Annotated in this window: 18 protein-coding genes and 2 pseudogenes; 10 read left to right on the top strand and 10 right to left on the bottom strand. The window is 70.9% G+C overall.

Annotated elements, in window-relative coordinates; genetic code table 11:
• Nucleotides 1-44 precede the first annotated feature (44 nt).
• The 6 genes from FHS13_RS08820 to FHS13_RS08795 all read left to right on the top strand — a co-directional run bounded on the left by FHS13_RS08820 (nucleotide 45) and on the right by FHS13_RS08795 (nucleotide 6,809).
• Nucleotides 45-2,420, top strand: coding sequence for a beta-xylosidase/alpha-l-arabinosidase (locus FHS13_RS08820; protein WP_184290331.1), 2,376 nt, complete (start codon nucleotides 45-47; stop codon nucleotides 2,418-2,420).
• Between the two features lie 281 nt (nucleotides 2,421-2,701).
• On the top strand, nucleotides 2,702-3,325 hold the full coding sequence (ribA, locus tag FHS13_RS08815) for a GTP cyclohydrolase II (protein WP_184290329.1): 624 nt from the start codon (nucleotides 2,702-2,704) through the stop codon (nucleotides 3,323-3,325).
• A 266-nt stretch (nucleotides 3,326-3,591) separates the two neighbouring features.
• Entirely contained in the window at nucleotides 3,592-4,566 is a 975-nt protein-coding gene (locus FHS13_RS08810) for a zinc-dependent alcohol dehydrogenase (RefSeq protein WP_184290327.1), read from the top strand.
• Nucleotides 4,567-4,576: 10 nt separating this feature from the next.
• Nucleotides 4,577-4,960: a 6-pyruvoyl trahydropterin synthase family protein gene (locus FHS13_RS08805; protein ID WP_184290325.1), complete on the top strand. Its 384-nt coding sequence runs from the start codon at nucleotides 4,577-4,579 to the stop codon at nucleotides 4,958-4,960.
• On the top strand, nucleotides 4,957-6,027 hold the full coding sequence (locus FHS13_RS08800; protein ID WP_184290323.1) for a glycosyltransferase: 1,071 nt from the start codon (nucleotides 4,957-4,959) through the stop codon (nucleotides 6,025-6,027). The genes FHS13_RS08805 and FHS13_RS08800 overlap by 4 nt, the downstream gene beginning before the upstream one ends.
• Complete coding sequence (locus tag FHS13_RS08795) at nucleotides 6,024-6,809, top strand: class I SAM-dependent methyltransferase (RefSeq protein ID WP_420221735.1); 786 nt, start codon at nucleotides 6,024-6,026, stop codon at nucleotides 6,807-6,809. Before FHS13_RS08800 ends, FHS13_RS08795 begins: the two co-directional genes overlap by 4 nt.
• Nucleotides 6,810-6,893: 84 nt before the next feature.
• On the opposite strand, the gene FHS13_RS08790 is transcribed toward FHS13_RS08795, so the two are convergent.
• Nucleotides 6,894-7,604, bottom strand: a complete 711-nt coding sequence (locus FHS13_RS08790; RefSeq protein ID WP_184290321.1) for a creatininase family protein — start codon at nucleotides 7,602-7,604, stop codon at nucleotides 6,894-6,896.
• Between the two features lie 50 nt (nucleotides 7,605-7,654).
• The gene (locus FHS13_RS08785) at nucleotides 7,655-8,248 is read right to left on the bottom strand and encodes a TetR family transcriptional regulator (protein ID WP_184290319.1); all 594 of its coding nucleotides are present in this window, start codon (nucleotides 8,246-8,248) and stop codon (nucleotides 7,655-7,657) included.
• A 119-nt stretch (nucleotides 8,249-8,367) separates the two neighbouring features.
• On the opposite strand from FHS13_RS08785, the gene FHS13_RS08780 reads away from it, so the two are divergent.
• Nucleotides 8,368-9,939, top strand: a complete 1,572-nt coding sequence (locus FHS13_RS08780) for an MFS transporter (RefSeq protein WP_425491166.1) — start codon at nucleotides 8,368-8,370, stop codon at nucleotides 9,937-9,939.
• A gap of 130 nt (nucleotides 9,940-10,069) precedes the next feature.
• Here FHS13_RS08780 and FHS13_RS08775 read toward each other — a convergent pair whose 3' ends face one another.
• Nucleotides 10,070-10,684: a LysE/ArgO family amino acid transporter gene (locus FHS13_RS08775; RefSeq protein ID WP_343064957.1), complete on the bottom strand. Its 615-nt coding sequence runs from the start codon at nucleotides 10,682-10,684 to the stop codon at nucleotides 10,070-10,072.
• A gap of 74 nt (nucleotides 10,685-10,758) precedes the next feature.
• Between FHS13_RS08775 and FHS13_RS08770 the strand changes: the two genes are divergently transcribed.
• From FHS13_RS08770 to rox, 3 genes are all read left to right on the top strand, one after another.
• A complete protein-coding gene (locus FHS13_RS08770; protein ID WP_184290317.1) occupies nucleotides 10,759-11,655 on the top strand; it encodes a LysR family transcriptional regulator ArgP in 897 nt (298 codons plus the stop codon).
• A gap of 50 nt (nucleotides 11,656-11,705) precedes the next feature.
• Nucleotides 11,706-12,365 (top strand): DUF6518 family protein, encoded by a 660-nt coding sequence (locus FHS13_RS08765; RefSeq protein WP_343064956.1) that lies wholly within the window; start codon nucleotides 11,706-11,708, stop codon nucleotides 12,363-12,365.
• Nucleotides 12,366-12,610: 245 nt separating this feature from the next.
• Nucleotides 12,611-14,035 (top strand): rifampin monooxygenase, encoded by a 1,425-nt coding sequence (rox, locus tag FHS13_RS08760; protein ID WP_184290315.1) that lies wholly within the window; start codon nucleotides 12,611-12,613, stop codon nucleotides 14,033-14,035.
• Here the strand turns inward: rox and FHS13_RS08755 are convergent.
• The 7 genes and pseudogenes from FHS13_RS08755 to FHS13_RS21350 all read right to left on the bottom strand — a co-directional run.
• Nucleotides 14,032-14,589: a type I-E CRISPR-associated protein Cas6/Cse3/CasE gene (locus FHS13_RS08755; RefSeq protein ID WP_184290313.1), complete on the bottom strand. Its 558-nt coding sequence runs from the start codon at nucleotides 14,587-14,589 to the stop codon at nucleotides 14,032-14,034. The two genes, rox and FHS13_RS08755, sit on opposite strands and share 4 nt — an antisense overlap.
• Nucleotides 14,590-15,310: 721 nt before the next feature.
• A pseudogene (locus FHS13_RS08750) lies at nucleotides 15,311-15,631 on the bottom strand (leucine zipper domain-containing protein); the annotation flags it as partial.
• Between the two features lie 323 nt (nucleotides 15,632-15,954).
• A complete protein-coding gene (locus tag FHS13_RS21855) occupies nucleotides 15,955-17,661 on the bottom strand; it encodes an ATP-binding cassette domain-containing protein (RefSeq protein ID WP_184290311.1) in 1,707 nt (568 codons plus the stop codon).
• A complete protein-coding gene (locus FHS13_RS08740) occupies nucleotides 17,655-19,391 on the bottom strand; it encodes an ABC transporter transmembrane domain-containing protein (RefSeq protein WP_184290309.1) in 1,737 nt (578 codons plus the stop codon). The genes FHS13_RS21855 and FHS13_RS08740 overlap by 7 nt, the downstream gene beginning before the upstream one ends.
• An 83-nt stretch (nucleotides 19,392-19,474) precedes the next feature.
• Entirely contained in the window at nucleotides 19,475-19,606 is a 132-nt protein-coding gene (locus tag FHS13_RS21690; RefSeq protein ID WP_281388743.1) for a hypothetical protein, read from the bottom strand.
• 92 nt (nucleotides 19,607-19,698) lie between these two features.
• Nucleotides 19,699-20,064, bottom strand: coding sequence for a glycoside hydrolase family protein (locus FHS13_RS08735; RefSeq protein ID WP_184290307.1), 366 nt, complete (start codon nucleotides 20,062-20,064; stop codon nucleotides 19,699-19,701).
• Nucleotides 20,061-20,171 (bottom strand): annotated as a pseudogene (locus FHS13_RS21350) (IS5/IS1182 family transposase); the annotation flags it as partial. The pseudogene FHS13_RS21350 and the gene FHS13_RS08735, both read right to left, overlap by 4 nt.

Below are 20,171 nucleotides of genomic sequence, written 5' to 3'. Positions count from 1 at the left end.
ACCGACGGCTCCCCGGGGAGCCCCCGACTTTGGAAAGAACGCACATGACGCGCCCCACCGCACAGAGCGCCCCCGCCCCCTGGCAGGACCCGTCCCTGCCCTCCGAAGAACGCGTCGACCTCCTGCTGGCGCAGATGACGCTGGAGGAGAAGGCCGCCCAGCTGCGCGGCCTGTGGGTCGGTGCCGACACCTCCGGCGAGGGGGTCGCCCCCCACCAGCACGACATGGAGGAGCCGCCCTCCTGGGAGGAGGCCGTGGCCCACGGGCTGGGCCAGCTGACACGGCCCTTCGGCACCGCCCCGGTGGCGCCGGCCGCGGGGGCCCGATCGCTGGCCCGCGCCCAGCGCGAGATCGCGGCAGCCAACCGCTTCGGCATCCCGGCGCAGGTGCACGAGGAGTGCCTGACCGGTTTCACCGCCTGGACCGCGACCGTCTTCCCGTCCCCGCCCGCCTGGGGTGCGGCCTTCGATCCCGACCTGGTGGAGCGGATGGCCGCCGCCATCGGCGAGCGCATGCGCCGGGTCGGCGTCCACCAGGGGCTGGCCCCCGTCCTGGACGTGGCCCGCGACCTGCGGTGGGGCCGGGTGGAGGAGACCGTCTCCGAGGACCCCTACCTGGTGGGAACGGTGGGCAGCGCCTACGTGCGCGGCCTGCAGTCGGCCGGGATCGTGGCCACGCTCAAGCACTTCGTCGGCTACGCCGCTTCCCGGGGCGGACGCAACCTGGCGCCCGTGTCGATGGGGCCGCGCGAGCTGGCCGACACCGTGCTGCCGCCGTTCGAGATGGCGCTGCGCCACGGCGGCGCCGCATCGGTGATGCACGCCTACAACGACAACGACGGGCTGCCCGCGGCGGCCGACGCCGGGCTGCTCACCGGGCTCCTGCGCGAGGAGTGGGGCTTCGAGGGCACGGTCGTGGCCGACTACTTCGGCATCGCCTTCCTGGAGACCCTGCACCGGGTGGCCGGCTCGCCCGGCGAGGCCGCGGCGCTGGCCCTGTCCGCGGGCGTGGACGTCGAACTGCCCACGCTGCACTGCTACGGGGAACCGCTGCTGGAGGAGGTGCGCGCCGGGCGCGTGCCCGAGGAGCTGGTCGACCGGGCGGTGCGCCGGGTGCTGCTCCAGAAGTGCGAACTGGGGCTCCTGGACGAGGACTGGGCCCCCGAACCCCAGGAGGACGACCTCTCCCTGGACACCGGGGACCAGCGCGCCCTGGCCCGGCGCCTGGCCGAGGAATCGGTCGTGCTGCTGGCCAACGACGGGGTGCTGCCGCTGGCCGACCGGGGAAGGATCGCGGTCGTGGGCCCCAACGCCGACACGGCCGAGGCCCTCATGGGCTGCTACTCCTTCCCCAGCCACGTGGGCGCCCAGCACCCGGACGTGCCGCTGGGTCTGGAGATGGCCACGCTGCTGGAGGCCCTGCACACCGAGCTGCCCGGCGCCGAACTGGTGCACGTGCCCGGCTGCACGGTGGACGGCGACGACACCTCCGCGATCGCCGAGGCCGTCGAGGCCGCGCGCGGCGCCGAGGTGTGCGTGGCCGTGGTCGGCGACCGGGCGGGACTGTTCGGCCGGGGCACCTCCGGCGAGGGGTGCGACGTCACCGACCTGCGCCTCCCCGGCGTCCAGCAGGAACTGGTGGAGGCGGTGGCGGCCACGGGCACCCCGGTGGTGCTGGTGCTGCTCACCGGACGCCCCTACGCGTTGGGCGCGCTCGCCGACCGCACGGCCGCCGTCGTGCAGGCCTTCTTCCCCGGCCAGGAGGGCGCACCCGCGGTGGCTGGGGTGCTCTCCGGGCGGGTCAACCCCAGCGGACGGCTGCCCCTGGGGGTGCCGGGCGACCCCGGCGGCCAGCCCACCACCTACCTCGGCCCGCCGCTGGCCGGTCCCGGGGAGGTCAGCTCGGTGGACCCCACCCCGCTGTTCCCGTTCGGACACGGCCTGTCCTACACCCGCTTCGGCTGGTCCGACCCGGTCCTGGACGGCGCGGCCGTGGAACCCGGCGCCGAACCGGCCGAGGTGGGCACCGACGGCGAGGTGACCGTCGGATGCACCGTGCGCAACGAGGGCGCGGTCGCCGGCACGGAGGTCGTGCAGCTGTACCTGAGCGACCCGGTGGCCAGGGTGACCCGGCCGGTGCGCCGCCTGGTGGGGTACGCGCGGGTGGACCTGGAGCCCAGGGCGGGGCGCCGCGTGGAGTTCACCGTGCACGCCGACCTGTCCGCCTACACCGGCCCCGACGGCAGGCGGATCGTGGAGCCGGGCGACCTGGAGCTGTACCTGGCCGCCTCCAGCGCCGACCCGGGCCTGCGGGTACCGATCCGCCTGCGCGGGCCCGAGCGGACCGTGGACCACTCCCGCCACCTGCTCAGTCGGGCCCGCGTGGACGGATCCGCCGACGGATCCGCCGACGCGGGGTGAGCGGGTCCCCCGCACGGGAGGGACCGGCGACACGGGGGCGGTCCCACCCGAGCGGACCCGGGCGACCGGGTGCCGCCGGGGCCGGGGAAGGTTTCCCGGCCCCGGCGGACGGGCAACGGGCACTTAGACCGTCGATGGGACAACCCTGAAGAAGCACACTTCCGGCTGTGGCCGGTCTTGTACTCGCGGCGAGGTCGTGCGGACCTCCGCGGCCGTACGTACATGAGCGGTCACATCCGTCCCATGTCCCGTCGACGACGAGAGCCGATCCGAGGGGGCGTATGAGCGACCGGGGCATGGATGCCGAGGACGTGGCGGAGGCGGAGGTCGCCACCCGCGGGGGACCCTTCCGCGCGGTGGCCTTCCGCGACCCGGCGGACCGCTCCGAGCACCTGGCCATGGTGCTCGGAGATGTCCGCGACGAGGAGGAGGTCCCCGTCCGGTTGCACTCCGAATGCGTGACGGGTGACGTCTTCGGCGCGCTGCGCTGCGAATGCGGGGACCAGCTGGAGGCGGCCCTGGAGGAGATCCGCACCGAGGGCCGGGGCGTGCTGGTCTACCTGCGCGGCCACGAGGGCCGCGGTATCGGCCTGCTGGACAAGGTGCGCACACTCGTCCTGCAGGACGCGCACGGACTGGACACGGTGGACTCCGCGACCGAGCTGGGCCTGCCCGTGGACACGCGCGACTACGCGCCCGCCGCGAGGGTACTGCACCACCTGGGCGTGCACTCGGTGCGACTGCTCACCAACAACCCCGACAAGGTGCGCACCCTGGAGGAGCACGGGGTCAAGGTGGCGGCCCGCACACCCCTGCTGGCCCCGGTGCGCACGGAGAACCGCCCCTATCTCACCGCCAAGCGCGACAGGCTGGGCCACGACCTGCCCCACCTCGGCGGCGGCTGATCCGGCCCCGGCCGGCGGCGCGCGGGCCCGGAGGGACCGCGCGCCCTGCCCCCGGCGGGCCAGGAACCGGTCGCCGCGGAACCCTCCCTCCTCGCCCCCGGCGCAGCGACGCCGGCCGCTCCTTGCTCCGGGCACCGCTCCCGACCCGCCGCGGCGGTCGCGAACCGGCGGGGTTGCGGGGGTTTCCCGCGCGAGGTCTGCAAGTCTGGTGGGAGCGGTTCCCCGGCGGCACCGAGCCGGGGCACCGCGCTCGGGAAAGGGGAACGATGAAGCGAACAGCACGCGCGTTCTGGGTGCGCTCCCCCGGGGAGGGGGAGATCAGGGAGGTCGGTGTGCCCGCCCCGGGGCCGGACGAGGTCCTGGTGCGCACGCTGTACTCGGGGATCAGCCGGGGCACCGAGACCCTCGTCTTCGGCGGAGGGGTGCCGCCCAACCAGTACGAGGTGATGCGGGCGCCGTTCCAGGAGGGCGACTTCCCCGCCCCGCTCAAGTACGGCTACCTCAACGTCGGCACCGTGGAGGAGGGGCCGCCGCACCTGGAGGGGCGGACGGTCTTCACGCTGTACCCGCACCAGACGCTGTTCACCGTCCCGGCCTCGGCCGTGTCGGTCGTGCCCGAGGGGGTCCCGCCCGAGCGCGCGGTGCTCGCGGGCATCGTCGAGACCGCCGTCAACGCGATGTGGGACGCCTCGCCGATGGTGGGCGACCGGGTCGCCGTCGTGGGCGCCGGGATGGTGGGCTGCTGCGTGGCCCGGCTGGTCTCGCAGATCCCCGGCGTGCGGGTGCAGCTGGTGGACGTGGTGCCCGAGCGCGCGCGGATCGCCGAGCGGATCGGCACCCGGTTCGCCCACGCCTCCGAGGCCGAGGGCGACTGCGACCTGGTCTTCCACACCAGCGCCACCGAGGCGGGACTGACCCGCTCCCTGGAACTGCTCGCCCCCGAGGGCGAGGTCGTGGAGCTGAGCTGGTACGGGGACCGGAGGGTGATACTGCCCCTGGGCGAGGACTTCCACTCGCACCGGCTGGCCGTGCGGGCCAGCCAGGTGGGGATGATCTCCCCCGCGCGCCGGTCGCGCTACGACCACGCCGAGCGACTGGCACTGGCGCTGGAGCTGCTCACCGACCCGGCCTTCGACGCCCTCCTCACCGGGGAGAGTCTCTTCGAGGAGCTGCCCGAGGTGCTGCCCCGGCTCTCCGACGGCACCCTGCCCGCGCTGTGCCACCGCATCACCTACCCCTGAGAGGAGCGAGATGTTCAGTGTGACCGTCCGCGACCACCTGATGGTGGCGCACAGCTTCCGCGGCGAGGTCTTCGGACCCGCCCAGAAACTGCACGGCGCCACGTTCGTGGTGGACGCGACCCTGCGCCGCCGCGAACTCGACGAGAACGGCGTCGTGGTGGACATCGGCATGGCCACCGGCGCGCTGGGCGAGGTGGTGGCCGGACTCAACTACCGCAACCTGGACGAGGAACCCGACTTCGCCGGTGTCAACACCACCACCGAGTTCCTGGCAAAGGAGGTGGCCGACCGCCTGGTGGAACGGCTCGGCGACCACGCGGCCGGGCTGTGCTCCGTCGCGGTGACACTGCACGAGTCCCACGTGGCGTGGGCGAGCTACGAACGCGACCTGTGACGGTCTTCGCGGTCCCGCCGGACACCGTGCCCAGCGGCGGCAACACCTACGACCGCCGCCTGGCCGAGGCGCTCACGCAACTGGGCCGACCGGTGCACCGCAGAGAGCTGCCCGGGGCCTGGCCCCGACCGGGCCCCGAAGGGACCGCCGCACTGCAGCACCTGCTGGCCGCGCAGCCCGACGGGGCAGCGGTCCTGCTCGACGGGCTCGTGGCCTGCGGCGTCCCCCAGGTACTGCACCCCCACGCGGCCCGGCTGCACCTGGCCGTGATCGTGCACCTGCCCCTGGCCGAAGGGGCGCACGACCCCGCCGAGGCCGCCGAACTGGACACGCTGGAGCGCGCGGCCCTGGAGTGCGCGCGCACCGTGGTGGCCACCAGCGGCTGGGCGGCCCGCCACCTGGCCCGCCGCCACGGCCTGGAACTCCCGGCGGTGGTCGTCCCGGGCACCGACCCGGCCCCCGCCGCAGCACCGGGCGACGGCTCCCGATTGCTGTGCGTGGCCTCGCTGAGCCGCCACAAGGGGCACGAGGTGCTGCTGGAGGCACTCGCCTCGGCCGCCGACCTGCCCTGGAGCTGCGTGTGCGCCGGACCCGACGGCGGCCTGTCCGCCTCCCTCTCGGGAAGCGGCGGTTCCCGAGCCTCGCTGCTGAGGGAACAGGCCCGCCGCCTGGGCATCGGCGGACGGGTCTCCTTCCCCGGGACGCTCACCCCCGCAGCCCTGGAGGACGCCTACGCCGGCGCCGACCTGTTCGTGCTCCCCACCCACGGTGAGACCTACGGCATGGTGATCACCGAGGCGCTGGCCCGCGGCCTCCCCGTCCTGACCTCCCGTGTGGGCGGGGTACCCGAGGCCCTCGGCCGCGACCGGGAGGGGTCCCTCCCGGGAATGCTCGTGCCTCCCGGCGACCCCGCCGCCCTGGCGCGGGAGCTGCGCCGCTGGCTCACCGACGGACGGCTGCGCGCCCGGCTCCGGCGGTCGGCCCTGCTGCGCCGGGAGGACCTGACCGGCTGGGAGGAGGCGGCTCGGGAGACGGCCGCCCTCCTCGACCGGGAGGAGACCCGTTGAGCGGGGCCGGAGCCTTCACTCCCGAATGGCTGGCGATGCGCGAGGGCGCCGACGCCCGAGCCCGCGCCGCACGTCCGGTCGCGCTGCTGCGCGGGCACGGCCGGACCGTCGCCGACCTGGGGTGCGGCACGGGCTCGCTGGGCCGCTGGCTGGCCCCTCGCCTGCCCGGGGCGCGGCACTGGATCCTGTTCGACCACGACCCGGTGCTGCTGGAGGCGGCCCGCACGAGCGTGCCGGCCGACACGGTCGAGACCCGGCTGCTCGACCTGGCCGACCTGCGCCCCCGGGACCTGGAGGGGGCGACGCTGGTGGCGGCCTCGGCCCTGCTGGACATGCTCACCGGGGACACCGTGGCAGCGGTGGCCGACTCGGTCGCCGCGGTCGGCTGCCCCGCACTGTTCACGCTCTCGGTGACGGGCCGGGTGGAGCTCTCGCCCTCCGACCCGCTGGACCACGTGTTCGGCGAGGCCTTCAACGGCCACCAGCGGCGCGGCGGGCTCCTCGGGCCGGACGCCGTCGCGGCGGCGGCCGACGCCTTCGCCGGCCGCGGCTACCGCTGCCTGGCCTTTCCCAGCCCGTGGCGGCTGGACGCGACCCGGGCGGAGCTGACCGAGGCCTGGCTGCGCGGATGGGTGGGCGCCGCGGCCGCCCAGGCCCCGTTCCTGCCTGCGGAGGCCTATCTGGAGCGGCGCCTGGCCGATCTGGCCGCGGGCCGCCTGTCGGCCGCCGTCCACCACGACGACCTGCTGCTCCTGCCTCCCGGCTTCGCCCCGCCCCGGTGACCCCGCGGGCCGGTGCGTCCGACCGGGGGCGGGGCGCGACGCCCGCCGGAGCACCGCTCGCGGCGGGCGGGAGCCGGACGCCCCTCAGCGGGCCCGGTCCAGTGCCGCGAGATGCCCGGCGAAGCGCTCGGTGAGGAAGGCCAGGAGGTCGCGCCCCTTGGCGGCCGTGGCCAGGGAGGGCAGGCCCACCACCCCGGACTCGGTGTAGGCGGCCAGCCCCAGGGTGAGCAGGTGCTCGCGTTCGCCGGTGAGGTGATCGGCCTTCTCGTGGCCGGGTCGGACCAGGTCGGGCCGCACGTGCAGCAGCACGGAGGTCTCCAGCTCTCCGGCGTGCATGTCGCGCTCGTTGTCGGTGGCCATCCCCGCCGCGACGCGGGCCGCCTCCCAGTCGGCCGGACCGGGGTAGAGGGCCATACGCCCCCCGGAGGCCTGGACGGTGTTGGCCAGAACGTGGTTGCCGCCGTGGCCGTTGACGAGAACGAGGCGGGTCTCACCGAGGGAGGCGGCGATGTCCTCGACCACGGCCGCCAGTGTTCCCGCCGAGATGCTCACCGTGCCGGGCCAGGCGGCGTGCTCGTGGGAGCAGCCGAACGCGACCGGGGGCAGCAGCCGCGCGGAGTGGGCGCGGGCCAGTTCAGCGGCCAGGGCGCAGGCGACGACGGTGTCGGTGACCAGGGGCAGGTGGGGTCCGTGCTGTTCGAGGCTGCCCACGGGCAGCAGCGCCACCCGGGCGGCGCGCTCGCCCTCCTCGGGGCCGGTGCTCAGGGGCAGCAGGGAGAGTGCTGGGTCGTCCATGGTTCCGGTCCTGCCCCGCCGGCGCCCGCCTCACCCGCGGCGGACCCGCATCATGTGCCGAAGGGCTTCTCCACCTCGTCCAGGGCCTCCTCGACCACATCGATCAGCAGGCGGTCGTCCTGGGCCTCGGTCCACTCGCTCAGGGCGATGCGCAGTCCCGACAGGAATGCGGCCACCAGCAGCGCGGGCCGGGACGTCCCGGCCGGCAGTGCGCGCCCCTTGACGGCGGCCTCCAGGTCGCGCGAGAGCGTGTGCTGGTTGGCGAGCTGGCGGGCCAGCAGCGAAGGGTGCTGGTGGACCATGCGGGTGCGCTGGGCCCACTCCCGGTCGGAGGAGGGGGACTCGGCGCCGTAGAGGGCCCGGGCCGCGGCGCGCAGCGCGGTCCACGCGGGCTCGTCGGCGGGCCGGTCGTGCAGGGCGCCGACGAGGTCGGCGATGCGCTGCTCCCCCGCGTAGAGGACGGCGTCCTCCTTGCCGGCGAAGTAGTTGGAGAAGGTGCGTCGGGAGATGTCGGCTGCCTCGGCGATCGCGTCGACGGTCACGTTGTCGAAGCCGCGCTCGACGGCCAGACGCAGGGCGGCCTCGTGCACCGCCCGCCTCGTCTGTTCCTTCTTGCGCTCGCGCAGCCCGGGTGTTCTGTCCACAGTGGGATTCTACACAGTGTGCAAGTTTGCCCACTGGGCATGTTTGCCTGGCGGGCATGTAAACTGGCCGACAGGTCAACTACGTTTACCTTTCCCGGCTTTCCTTCGCAGAGGTTTCTTTGAGCGCACCTCCTTCGCCAGCACCCGAGTGGCCCGCCGTCAAACGCTCGCTGGTCGGGCTCTTCACCGTGCTGGGCGTCACCATGCTCAGCGGCACGATCGTCTCGGTCGCCCTGCCCCAGATCGTGGGCTCGTTGAACGGCACCCAGGCCCAGTACACGTGGGTGGTCACCGCCGCCCTGCTGGCCTCGACCGCCTCCACACCCATCTGGGGCAAGCTCGCCGACCTCTTCGACAAGAAGCTGCTGCTCCAGGTGTCGGTCGTGCTGTTCATCGTCGCCTCGCTGCTGTGCGGCCTCGCCCAGACCACCGGCCAGCTCATCGCCTTCCGTGCGATCCAGGGCCTGGGCATGGGCGCCTCGCAGGTCCTGGTCCAGGTGATCATCGGCTCCCTCGTCAGTCCCAAGGACCGCGGCCGCCTCAACGGCTACATCGGCGGCATCATGGGCATCGCCACCGTGGGTGGTCCTCTGGTGGGCGGTGCACTCGCCGAGATCCCGTGGGGCGGCTGGCGCTGGTGCTTCCTCATCGGCGTGCCGTTCATGCTCCTGGCCTTCGTCGTGCTCAGCCGCACCCTGCACCTGGAGGACGTCCGCCGGCCCGGCACCAAGGTGGACTACCCCGGAGCCGTACTCATCGCCTCGGGCGTCAGCCTCCTGCTGCTGTGGGTGACCTTCGTCGGGGGCAGCTTCGCCTGGGTCTCCTGGCAGAGCGCCGCCATGGTCGGCGCCAGTGTCGTCCTGCTCGGCCTGGCCGTGTGGGTGGAGTCCCGGGTGTCCGAACCCGTCATCCCGCTGCACCTGGTCATGCGCCGTGAGAGCGCAATCGCCATTGTCGCCAGCGCCGCGGTGGGCATGGCGATGTTCGGCGGTGCCGTGTTCCTGGGCCAGTACTTCCAGCTCTCCCGCGGCTACTCACCCACCGCCGCGGGCCTGCTGACCACACCGCTCATGCTGGGCGTGCTGGTCTCCTCCACCGTCTCGGGACGCATGGTCTCGCGCTCGGGCCGGGTCAAGTCCTACGTCGTCACCGGGATGGCGGTCCTGGTCTCCGGCTTCGCCGTCCTGTCCTTCCTGGACGAGGCGACCCCGCTGCCGGTCGTGGCCATCGGCATGCTTCTGATGGGCACCGGCGTGGGCATGTCCATGCAGAACCTGGTGCTGGTGGTGCAGAACTCGGTCCCGCTGCGCGAGCTCGGCGCGGCCAGCGGCGCGGTGGCCTTCTTCCGCTCCCTGGGCGGCACCATCGGCGTCTCCGTCCTGGGCGCCTTCCTGGCCAACCGCGTCTCGACCGAGATCGCCGACGGTATGGCCGCCGCCGGCGTGGACCCCTCGGGCGCCGCGGCGGCCGACACGGGAACCCTCAACCTGGAGGCCATGCCGGCCTTCGCCCGCGAGATCGTCGAGGCCTCCTACGGAACCGCCACCGGTGACCTGTTCCTGGTCGCCGTCGGCATCGCCGTGGTCGGCGCGGTCGTGGCCCTCTTCCTGCCCAGGGTCCAGCTGCGCGACAGCATCGACATGCCCGCCGCCCCGGCCGAGGAGCCCGCACCCGCCGCCAAGGGCACCTGATCCGCACCGTACGCAGAAGGGCCGCCCGGGCTTCCCCACCGGGCGGCCCTTCGCCCGTACGGCCCGCGCAAGGGCCGGCCTTCTCCCCGCGCCCTGCCACCGACCGCCTCCGGCCCCGCCGCGCCGTATCTCACGTCCCCAGGAGCAGCCGCACCCCCAGAGCGAGCATGACGGCGGCGACGAGTGCGTCGAGGACCCGCCAGGAGCCCGGACGGGCGAAGAGCGGGCGCAGCAGGCGGGCGCCGAACCCCAGGGCGAAGAACCACAGGAAGCTGGCGCAGACCGCCCCCGCGGCCCACCACCAGCGCACATCGCCGTGCTGGTTGGCCAGGGAGCCCAGCAGGACCACGGTGTCGAGGTACACGTGCGGGTTGAGCCAGGTCAGCGCCGCCGCCGTGGCCACGGCGGCGGCCCCGCCCGCGGCGGTCCCGGCGGCCTCCAAGGTGCCCGGGCGCAGCACGCGGCGCGCCGCCGCCAGACCGTACACGAGCAGGAAGGCGGCGCCCAGGAGGCGGACCGCCGCGACCGCCCGGGGCACCGCCTCGACCACGGCGCCCACTCCGAGGACACCGGCGGTGATGAGCAGGGCGTCGGACACCGCGCAGACCAGCACGACGGACAGGACCGTGCCCGAGCGGCCGTCGATGCCCAGCCGCAGCACGAAGGCGTTCTGGGCACCGATCGCCACGATGAGGGCCAGCCCGGTCCCGAGGCCGAGCAGAGCGGGGACAAGCGTTGCGTTCACAGGAGGGCACGTTAGAACTCCGCGCACCCATAAGTACAGCTAAAGTTTCTTCAGATACTTCAGAAGGGCTGAAGATGCCGTTCCAGTTCGACCACCTGCGCACCCTCGCCGCCCTGGTGGAGGAGGGCACCTTCGAGGCCGCCGCACGGCGGCTGCACGTGACCTCCTCGGCGGTGTCCCAGCGGGTGCGGGCGCTGGAGCAGACCGCGGGAAAGGTCCTGGTCCGGCGCACGAACCCGGTCACCGCCACCCCGGCGGGGGAGGTCGTGCTGCGCCACGCCCGCCAGGTGCTGCTGCTCGACGGGGACGTCCTGGCCGAACTCCGCCGGGGCGAGGACGAGCGCGGCCGGATCCCCGTACCGCTGGCGGTCAACGCCGACAGCCTGGCCACCTGGTTCCTGGACGCGCTGGCCGACCTGCCCGACGAACTGGGCGCCGTGTTCGAGCTCCACCGCGAGGACGAGGAGCACACCGTCTCCCTGCTGCGCTCGGGCACCGTGATGGCCGCCGTCACCTCCGCCCCCGACGCGGTGCAGGGCTGCTCCGTCGAAGGACTGGGCACTCTGCGCTACCAGGCGGTGTGCACCCCCGAGTTCGACGAGCGCCACCTGGGCGGACGCGGCGACCCCGGCATGCTGGCCGGCGCGCCGGTGGTGCACTTCGACCGCCGCGACGAGCTCCAGGACCGGTTCGTACGGGATTTCACCGGACGTGAGCCGGCGGGTCCGCGCCACTACGTCCCCGCGTCGGAGGACTTCGCCCGCGCGGTCGCCCTCGGCCTCGGCTGGGGCGCCGTCCCCGAACAGCAGTGCCGCGCCGGACTGGAGAGCGGGCGCCTCGTCGCCCTGGCCCCCGACCATCCGGTCGAGGTGCGCCTGTACTGGCAGCGCTGGAACCTGCGCTCCCCCGTCCTGGACCGCGTCACCGAGGCCGTGCGCGCCGGCGCCCGCGCCTGGCTGCGCCCCCTGTGATCCCGGCCGGAACAAGAACCACGGGCGGTGCTCGGCGCGTTGGTGCCTGTGTGAAGAGAACCCGCATCCCCGCACCGGCCCTCGAACGCCCCGCACCGCTCATCGCGCACCCGGCGGCGCAGTTGGGCATCGCCGTCTGCGCAGCGCTCCTGATCGGCTTCGCGACCGCGTTCGCCCAGGGCCTGCTTCCCCACGCGCTGTCCCCGCTGGCCAATTCGTCGGGTTCCTGGAGCCTGGCCGCCTTCCTGCTCGCCCTTCTCTCCCGCAGGCCGTGGGTCTCGTGCCTCATCGGAGTGCTGTCCCTGGCGGCCATGCTGGCGGGCTACGACATCGCCTCGCTCGTGCGCGGCCACTCCCCCTCCTCGGGGCAGACGCTGTTCTGGCTGGCCGCCGCCGCCACGGCGGGGCCCCTCCTGGGCCTGGCCGGCAACGCCGTTCGCACCCGGAGCCGCTTCGCCCCCGCGGCGGCGGGCCTCATGGGCGGCGTGCTCGCCGGGGAGGGCGTGTACGGACTCCTCCACATCGCCGACACGACCCCGCCCGCCTACTGGGCCTGCTCCATCGCGGCGGGGGTCGCCCTCACCGCCTGGGGGGTCCTGCGGAACTCCCCCGCTCTTGCCGGCGTCGCGGCCGCGCTGGGAACGGCGGTGCCGATCACGGTCCTGTTCCCCTTGGCCTACTCCCCCCGTTTCCTCCTGCTCTTCAGCTGAGGATCCGGATACGGGAAGGCGAGAAAAAACATCTCCCGCCATTTTCAATATATATCGCACCCGGGGGCTTGCGGCAAGCCCCCGGGCATGCCGCAGAATCGACTTCCACGGCCGCGCAGCGTGCACATCCGCGCTGCGCGACATGCCTTTTCCCTTTCGGCGCACCACATGCACAGAAGTACCGGAACACCAAGGGAAAAAGCGATGCGGCCGCGGAAATTCGATGTCGAGGAACGGGGGATCCCATGATTGACGTCATTGTGGTCGGGGCAGGACCGACCGGACTGATGCTGGCCGCAGAACTGCGGCTGCGCGGCGTGCACGCGCTCGTCCTGGAGAGGCAGGAGGAGCCCACTTCCCACGCGCGCGCCGGCGGCCTGCACGTGCGCAGCATCGAGTTGATGGACCAGCGCGGTCTGCTCGAGCGTTTCCTGGAACTGGGCGAGAAGTTCGTGGTCGGCGGCTTCTTCGCCGGCATCACCAAGCCCTGGCCCGACAGCCTCGACACCGCGCACCCCTACATCCTCGCCATCCCGCAGCCCCTCACCGAGCGCCTGCTCGCCGAGCACGCCGCCGACCTCGGCGCCGAGATCCGCCGCGGCTGCGCACTGACCGGCCTGAGCCAGGACGAACACGGTGTGACCGCCGAACTCGCCGACGGCACGCAGCTGCGCTCGCGCCACCTCGTGGGCTGCGACGGCGGCCGCAGCACGGTGCGCAAGCTGCTCGGCATCGGCTTCCCCGGCGAACCCGGCACGAACGAGACCCTGCTGGGCGAGATGGAGCTGGGCCGGCCCCTGGAGGAGGTGGAGGCCGTGGTCGCCGAGGTCGGCAAGACCCACCAGCGGTTCGGTGTCGCTCCCCTCGGGGAGGGGCTGTACCGCGTCATCGCGCCCGCCGAGGGGGTGGCCGAGGACCGCACGGCCGGGCCGACCCTCGACGAGTTCCGGCAGCGGCTGCGGGCACTCGCCGGCACCGACTTCGGTGTGCACTCACCCCGCTGGCTCTCCCGCTTCGGCGATGCCACCCGGCTGGCCGAGCACTACCGCGCCGGCCGGGTGCTCCTGGCCGGCGACGCCGCGCACATCCACCCGCCCACCGGCGGGCAGGGGCTCAACCTCGGCGTCCAGGACGCGTTCAACCTCGGCTGGAAGCTGGCCGCCGAGATCGCCGGCTGGGCACCGGAAGGGCTGCTGGACACCTACCAGGCCGAACGCCGCCCGGTGGCCGCCGGCGTCCTGGAGAACACCCGCGCGCAGATGCTGCTGATGACACCCGAACCGGGGCCCCGGGCGATGCGCGGCCTGCTGTCGGAACTGATGGACATCGAGGAGGTGAACCGGCGCCTCATGGAGAAGATCACCGCGGTCGGGGTCCGCTACGACCTCGGAGAGGGGCACGAGCTGCTCGGCAGCCGGCTGCGCGACGTCCCCCTGAGGCAGGGACGTCTCTACGAGCTGCTGCGCAGCGGCCGCGGACTGCTCCTCGACCGGACCGGCCGGCTCTCGGTGGAGGGCTGGAGCGACCGGGTCGACCACGTCGTCGACGACAGCGGGGAACCGGACGTGCCCGCCGTGCTGCTGCGCCCCGACGGCCACGTGGCCTGGGTCGGCGGGGACCAGCAGGACCTGCTCGCCCACCTGCCGACGTGGTTCGGCGCCGCCGCCTAGGCGATCGAACTGGTGAGGAGGAGTCCGGCCCCCGTGGCCGTGCCCGCGCCGATACCGCTCAGGCACAGCTCCTGGAGCGCCTCGCTGTCCCGCACCACGGCCTCCCCGGTGAAGTGGTACCGGGCGGGCCTGCCGCCCAGGCGCTTCCACTTGACCGAGGTGAGGTCCAGCGCACCCGCGAACTTGCCGTGCAGCCAGTCCTCGAACTCCTCCTCCGCGAGGAGGGTCCGCTTGCCGCGCGGGCGCTGCTCCTCCTCGCCGGACTCCGCCCGGCGCTGCCCGGTGGGTGCGGTGATGAGCTCCCAGCGGACGGTCTCGCCCTCGGGGTGGCGCGGCATCGGGTGGATGGCGGCGGAGACCGCCCCGGGGACCTTGCCCCAGGCCGGGGCGGTGTCGGAGCTGACCACCAGCGTGTTCGGCGAGGTACGCGCCCACAGCACACGGGTGCCGGACTCGTCGGGATCGACCGCCCTGCGTACGGCCCGCCCCATGGCCGCCCACTGGTCCATGCCGGCGCTGCGCTTGGGGTCGAGGTTGATGCGGGCCAGGTACAAGGGTTTCCCTCCGGTCGTCCCCGCCGAGGCGGGACATACGTGGTCCCGGGACACCAGGGATCTCCTGTGCCCGGGGTGAAATTCCCACTGTACGAGGCTCCGGCCCCCGGCCCGGCACCGCAGGGCCCAGGCGACAAGGCGTGACACCGCACCAGGACACCACGGTGGGTCCAGCGCTTCTGGGGCGGAGCGGGGTCGGCCAACAGAGCATGGTGGGCTGCTGGGAATAGCCGCATGGGTCCCCACCCTGCGGGCTACGCTGACGTCGCCCTCCGGCTCGTATGGGCCCTGGGGTGTCCCTTCGCAATCGATCAGGTGCGCGATCGCGGTGTGTGCTCACTTCCCTGGGCAAGGCAGAATCTTCCCACACACCACGTCCCGGACAGCTGTTGGAAAACCCATCGCTTCCCAAGTGATTTCCCCGCAACGTGCTCCTCACCGGACCTCCGGCCCCCTGTCCACCCGCAAAGCACGACCAGCACTCGAAAGGACCTCGATGCACACCACCGCCGTGCGCCCGATCGCTCGGCCCGTCTGGTACCAGGAGCCTGCGCGGTAGGCCTCAGACCTTCCGCTTTCCACTTCTCTCATCACGCGGCTCCCCGCCGAGACTGGCCGGACAGCACCCGACCGTGCTGTCCCGTCCACGCGCCGTTCGGTGCCCTCGTCATGCCTTGGGGAGTTACCTCCATGTCCCTTCTCCGTCGTGGTCCAGCAGCTGCCCAAGCTGCTGTTTGGCCTGTTTGTTGCGTATCCCCGCATGTCGGCCCACCACCCGGTGCCCGCCGCCGTCGGGGATGTTGCCGAGTTTTTTGATGTCGACGTGCACCAGCTCGCCGGGGCGGGGGCGGCTGGAACAATCGCTCATCCCGGCCTGGCCCGGGGTGCGGTAGCGGTCGGCCCAGCGTTTGGCGGTGGTGACCGCTACCTGGAAGCGTTCGGCGGCACGCCTGAGCGGCCAGCCGTCCTCGACCACGCAGCGGGCCAGGGCCAGGCGTCCGGTGGGTGCGAGGCAGGCATTGGCATGGGTAGTGTGGGACATCGAGGTCCTTCTGACCTTCTTCAGGTGTTGATCTGAGCAATCCACACCTATGTCGGAGGCCCTCTCTTGTTGTCAAGCCACTGCCGGGCTGTTCTTCACCTCTGCGGTCATCACACCTAGGCCCGCCCTTGGGCACGCTGGCTTTGGGCACCTCAGGCACAAAGGGAGCTCTGCGATGCGAAGGTTGCGAACCATGTAGATTTCAATCGAAGCGAATACTTCCCGGTGAACGAAGCAATGTCCCACCGGAAAACGGCCTGCGGCAGCCCTATCGAGCCTTTCTGGCTGTGTCACAACACATGTGCCAGAGTCCAGCTGCGAATTCAGCAGTCCTGGGCAGAAGCTGAATCCCCCAACAGGTCTCGGTAGACCTGCGAGGAAGCCAATAACTTCTCGTGTGTACCTGCTTTGGTCCCCACCGTGTCCACCAGCACCACTCGATCGGCTCGATGCACCACATCCAAACGGTGGGCCACCACAATCAATGTGCGGCCCTGGTTATGAAGGAGCCGCTCTATCCGCGCGTCCACCGCGGGGCTGAGATGGCTTGTCGCCTCGTCCAGAATCACCACACTTGCTTCCGACAACGCCAGTCGCACCAGTGAGATCAGTTGGCGCTCCCCGGGTGACAATGAACGCGGGTCGACTCGTGCGTCCAAACCCTCCACAGGGTCAATGAGAGCGGCCGCTCCCAATGCTTCGATCACTCGAGCCGCCTCGTCGTCGTCGACGGTACCTTTCGCGAGGTATCCCAGGTTCTCCCGCAGCGTCGCATCGAAGACATAGCCTTCCTGGGGGAGAACAGCGACATGTCTGTTTTCTCTTGGAGGTACTCCGCTGACGAGTACCCGGCCTCCGGTCGGTTCCCGCACTCCGCACATGAGATCAACAAGAGTTGATTTGCCCGCACCGCTGGGCCCCACAACCGCTATATGTTCCCCTGCGGCAAAGGCCAGATCCAAGCCGCGGAAGAGCGGCGCGCCCTCACCGTAGGCGAAGGTCACCGACTCGAACAGAACGGCACGTCCGTGCAGCAGTTCGCAGGGGGCCGCCCTCGGCAACTCGATCATGTCAGGGCGGGTGAGCTGGGTACTTCCGCTACGGCGGAGCGCGGTGACCAAACGCGGCAGAGCATCGCCCGCGACCCCGACAAAGGATCTCAGGGCCGGAATCAGCCCCGTCGAAACATAGGTCAACGCCCCAAGCAGTTCACCGGGGCTCAAACCTCGGTCAAGCAGAGGAACCGCACATATCAGGACGAGGACCAACGGGAAATATCCACCGACCCCGACCACCAGGCCTCTCATTGTGCCCGCCCGGGCGACCGCCACTTCGAACGCCGCTTGGCGAAAGGCAAGCGCAGCCAATTCGTCCGCCGTATGCGTACCACGCCCCTGAGCTGCAATGTCGCGAAAAGCCATGACCCCGTGATCGACCTCGACCGAGAGCTCCTCTTCCAGGCGATACACCCTGTCCTGCCGCCTCATCAACCTCCCCAGGGCCATGACCAGCAATACCAGGGAAGCCACCACTGGGAGCACCACCAGGGCAAAGACTTCTCCGGCCAGTAGGGCAAGCCCTGCCGCGACAGCAACGATGGTGACAGCCATGGACGCGGTCTCGACCAGCACTCCTGCCGTGACCCCCCGCACAGCTTCGGTCTGCCTGGTGATCCGTGCCAAGGAACGACTCACACGCGCAGTCCGGGGATCGGCTGCCACAGTTTCGACCGCTTCGGTGACGATCCGTCGGACCATAGCGTCTCTGATTGGCTCAACGATCTCAGCCAGGCTCCGAAAAACTAGATGTGCGGCGGCCGCTCCCACCAGTGCGAATATAGGAATCAGTGCGGCCACCAGCAACCCGAGTACAGGCCGACCGGAGAGAAAGCCCTCGTCAATAGCAATAGTCACCAGGCGGCCGGTGGCGAACACCGGCAGGGCTTGCAGAGTCGACCATCCCAGGAGAACGAGAATCCGCCGCCAGTGCGATCGCAGGTCACCCAGGTAATTCGCAACGGGATTCACCACAGCTCTCCAGCCGTCATGACGGTGTTCTCTCCTTCCGCACCGCCGGTGCTCACCAAGGCTGCGCGGTAACCAGGGCTCTCACACAGTTCCGCGTGTGTACCAACCGCACGGATTCGCGCGTCGCTGACCCATACCACCAGGTCACACCGCTCCGCCACAGCTCTGCGCCTGGTCGCGAGCAATCTGGATCCGCTTCCCAGTGGTGTGGTCAGCGCGCCCTGTACAAGCCTTTCGGTCACGGTGTCCAGGTTCGAGGTGACGTCCTCTGCGACGAGCAGGCAGGGGCGTCCGTAGAATGCGCGGGCCATACCCAGGCGCTGTCTCTCACCGTCCGAGAGAGCCACATCTTCTAGAGGGGTTCGCCACCCCCCGGGAAGGTGAGAAACGTATTCAGCGATCCCTGCACTCTTTGCAGCCTCGGTGAGTCGTTCACTCCCACCTTTTCTTCCCGAACTCACGGCATCGGCAAGCGTTTCACCGAAGAGGTGGGGAGTGGTGGGCGCAAATCCAACAACCGACCTGAGGTACTTCTCGCTCAACTCACGCAGGTCGACTCCGCTCAGGTACACCCGACCGTGGTCGGGATCTGTCAGACGTGCTGCCAGCCAGCAAATGCACCGCGTAGCCGCAGCGTCCCCCACAACGGCGACAACAGTGCCCCGCGGAACGACCAAACTTGCGCTATCCAGTACGGGTCGGCCGTCCTTGCCGTACACTGTGACGGATTCCAACCTCAGTTCACCCATATGCTCCCCCGGTTCCAGGTCCCCGTACCGGATGGGGGAGCGCGAGACGACCGAGGCGACTTGTCGTGCTCCGGCCCGGGCCCGGGCAATCGCAGAGATGACACCCACCTGATCGAAGACGGCGAGGCCCTGAGCGGCGTAGAGCACCACTGCAGCCAACACTCCGGGGGTCAGTCTCCCCCCGGCGACTCCGATTCCAGCCACAGCCAGAACCACCGCCTGGAGCAGGGGGACGAGAAATTCGCCGCCCTTCGACGCACGCCCCATCGACTCCCAGAAGGCCCGGCCGGCCTTGCCCAAATCCGCCAGTCCCCCCAGGATCCTGTCGATCTCACGGTCCGCGGTCTTCGACACAGCTATGGTCCGAGCACCGTTGAGACTGTTGATCAGGTGTCCTGCGAGCCGAGCCTGAGCACGTTGATAGTCATGCGAGGCAGCGGTGCCCCTGACCATGAAACGGTGTACCACCAGCAGTCCCAGCGGAGCGACGGCCAGATAGGCGACCAAACTCCAGATGTCGAGGAAACCGAGCACGGCAATCGCACCCACCCCGGTCAACACGGCGATAGCAGATTGCACGAGGGCAACGGGCGCTCCAGAGGCTTCGGGGGCACCCGAAATGATCGCCATGGCGAGGCCACCACGATCCGCCGTTTCGATCTCCGAGGGGCGCGCAGCCATCAGACGCCGGGCCGTGAGCTGTCTCAGTCGGGCAGTGGCCCTCGCGGAGCAGTACGCACCGCTGAGGAGCGCAGCCATCTCACAAAGGACGAGCAGGGCCGAGACCGCGGCAAGTAAGCCGATCGCAGCTTCTACGCTCTCCCTGTCGACAACAGCATCGACCGCAGCAGCCATCGAAAGCGGCAGGGCGATCCCTGCCGCCGCACCCAGCAAACGGGCCAGCGTATACAAAGTGAGCGGCAGATAGGAATCCCGGATCGACGACAAGAGCAACTTGTCCGCAGCTCTCACCTCTCGCGCCATCGTCTTTCCCCCCACCCGGCCTGGTCGGCCTCACTCGAAGGGGCTGAAGGCCCTTGCGCCTTCAGCCCCCGGTCACACAGGAATTAGCAGTTTCCCCAAGTGAGGGCGGAGGGCCAGCCGGGGCAGGGGGAAACGACGCTGAGCGTGCTCACGAGCCCCGTGGTCTCAGGGGAGGAGACCGCCTCGAGCATCTGCATCTGCAGGATCTTGCTCATTTTTCTTTCTCCTTTAGTGAAGGCGAAGCGCCTTCGACACGGGTCGTTCGACCCGCTCCGGGCACCGTGCCCGGAAGCTTTATTTGTGCTTGCTACTTGAGGAAAGGAAGACCTTGCCCGCCTGACCAGGCATTGAGCGCCAAAAGGACTCCGGCAGAACCGGTTGCCAGGTCCGCGGAAAGCCTCAGAAGATGGTTGCCTGCAAACACCACACGCCCCTCGTGCACACCCGCGTAGAGGGAAAGGCTCTCCACCAGTCTCCGGGCCGTCGCTTCCAGCACACCATCAGGACGCAGGCGTATGGCCTGCGCAAGATAGGACAGGATTCCGGCTCTTCCGTTGAAGCAGCCGGCTAGGTAGTAAAACTCGTAGGAGGCCGCGAGATCGATCCCGGATTGAGCCTCTTGAAGCCTCTGGTCATCTCTTCCCGTAACGGCGAGGTACTGAGCCCTTTTCATCTTGCTTCTCGAAGCTGAAGGATCAGCACAGCGCGGGTGATCTGGCCGGCCCGGTTGGGGCAGCAGCGCAGGCGGCGCAGGATGGCCCACTGCTTGAGCTGGGCGAT

This window comes from Nocardiopsis algeriensis (assembly GCF_014203695.1).
Classification (GTDB): Bacteria; Actinomycetota; Actinomycetes; order Streptosporangiales; family Streptosporangiaceae; genus Nocardiopsis; species Nocardiopsis algeriensis.
This window is presented reverse-complemented; position numbering and strand designations above follow the sequence as displayed.

Bases quoted from the DNA above. Each gene is read 5' to 3' on its own strand.
- FHS13_RS08735 (WP_184290307.1), bottom strand. From the start codon at position 20,064: ATGAAAAGGGCTCAGTACCTCGCCGTTACGGGAAGAGATGACCAGAGG.
- FHS13_RS08790 (WP_184290321.1), bottom strand. From the start codon at position 7,604: ATGGACGACCCAGCACTCTCCCTGCTGCCCCTGAGCACCGGCCCCGAG.
- ribA (WP_184290329.1), top strand. From the start codon at position 2,702: ATGAGCGACCGGGGCATGGATGCCGAGGACGTGGCGGAGGCGGAGGTC.
- FHS13_RS21690 (WP_281388743.1), bottom strand. From the start codon at position 19,606: ATGAGCAAGATCCTGCAGATGCAGATGCTCGAGGCGGTCTCCTCCCCT.
- FHS13_RS08740 (WP_184290309.1), bottom strand. From the start codon at position 19,391: ATGGCGCGAGAGGTGAGAGCTGCGGACAAGTTGCTCTTGTCGTCGATC.
- FHS13_RS08770 (WP_184290317.1), top strand. From the start codon at position 10,759: ATGCCGTTCCAGTTCGACCACCTGCGCACCCTCGCCGCCCTGGTGGAG.
- rox (WP_184290315.1), top strand. From the start codon at position 12,611: ATGATTGACGTCATTGTGGTCGGGGCAGGACCGACCGGACTGATGCTG.
- FHS13_RS08820 (WP_184290331.1), top strand. From the start codon at position 45: ATGACGCGCCCCACCGCACAGAGCGCCCCCGCCCCCTGGCAGGACCCG.
- FHS13_RS08810 (WP_184290327.1), top strand. From the start codon at position 3,592: ATGAAGCGAACAGCACGCGCGTTCTGGGTGCGCTCCCCCGGGGAGGGG.
- FHS13_RS08805 (WP_184290325.1), top strand. From the start codon at position 4,577: ATGTTCAGTGTGACCGTCCGCGACCACCTGATGGTGGCGCACAGCTTC.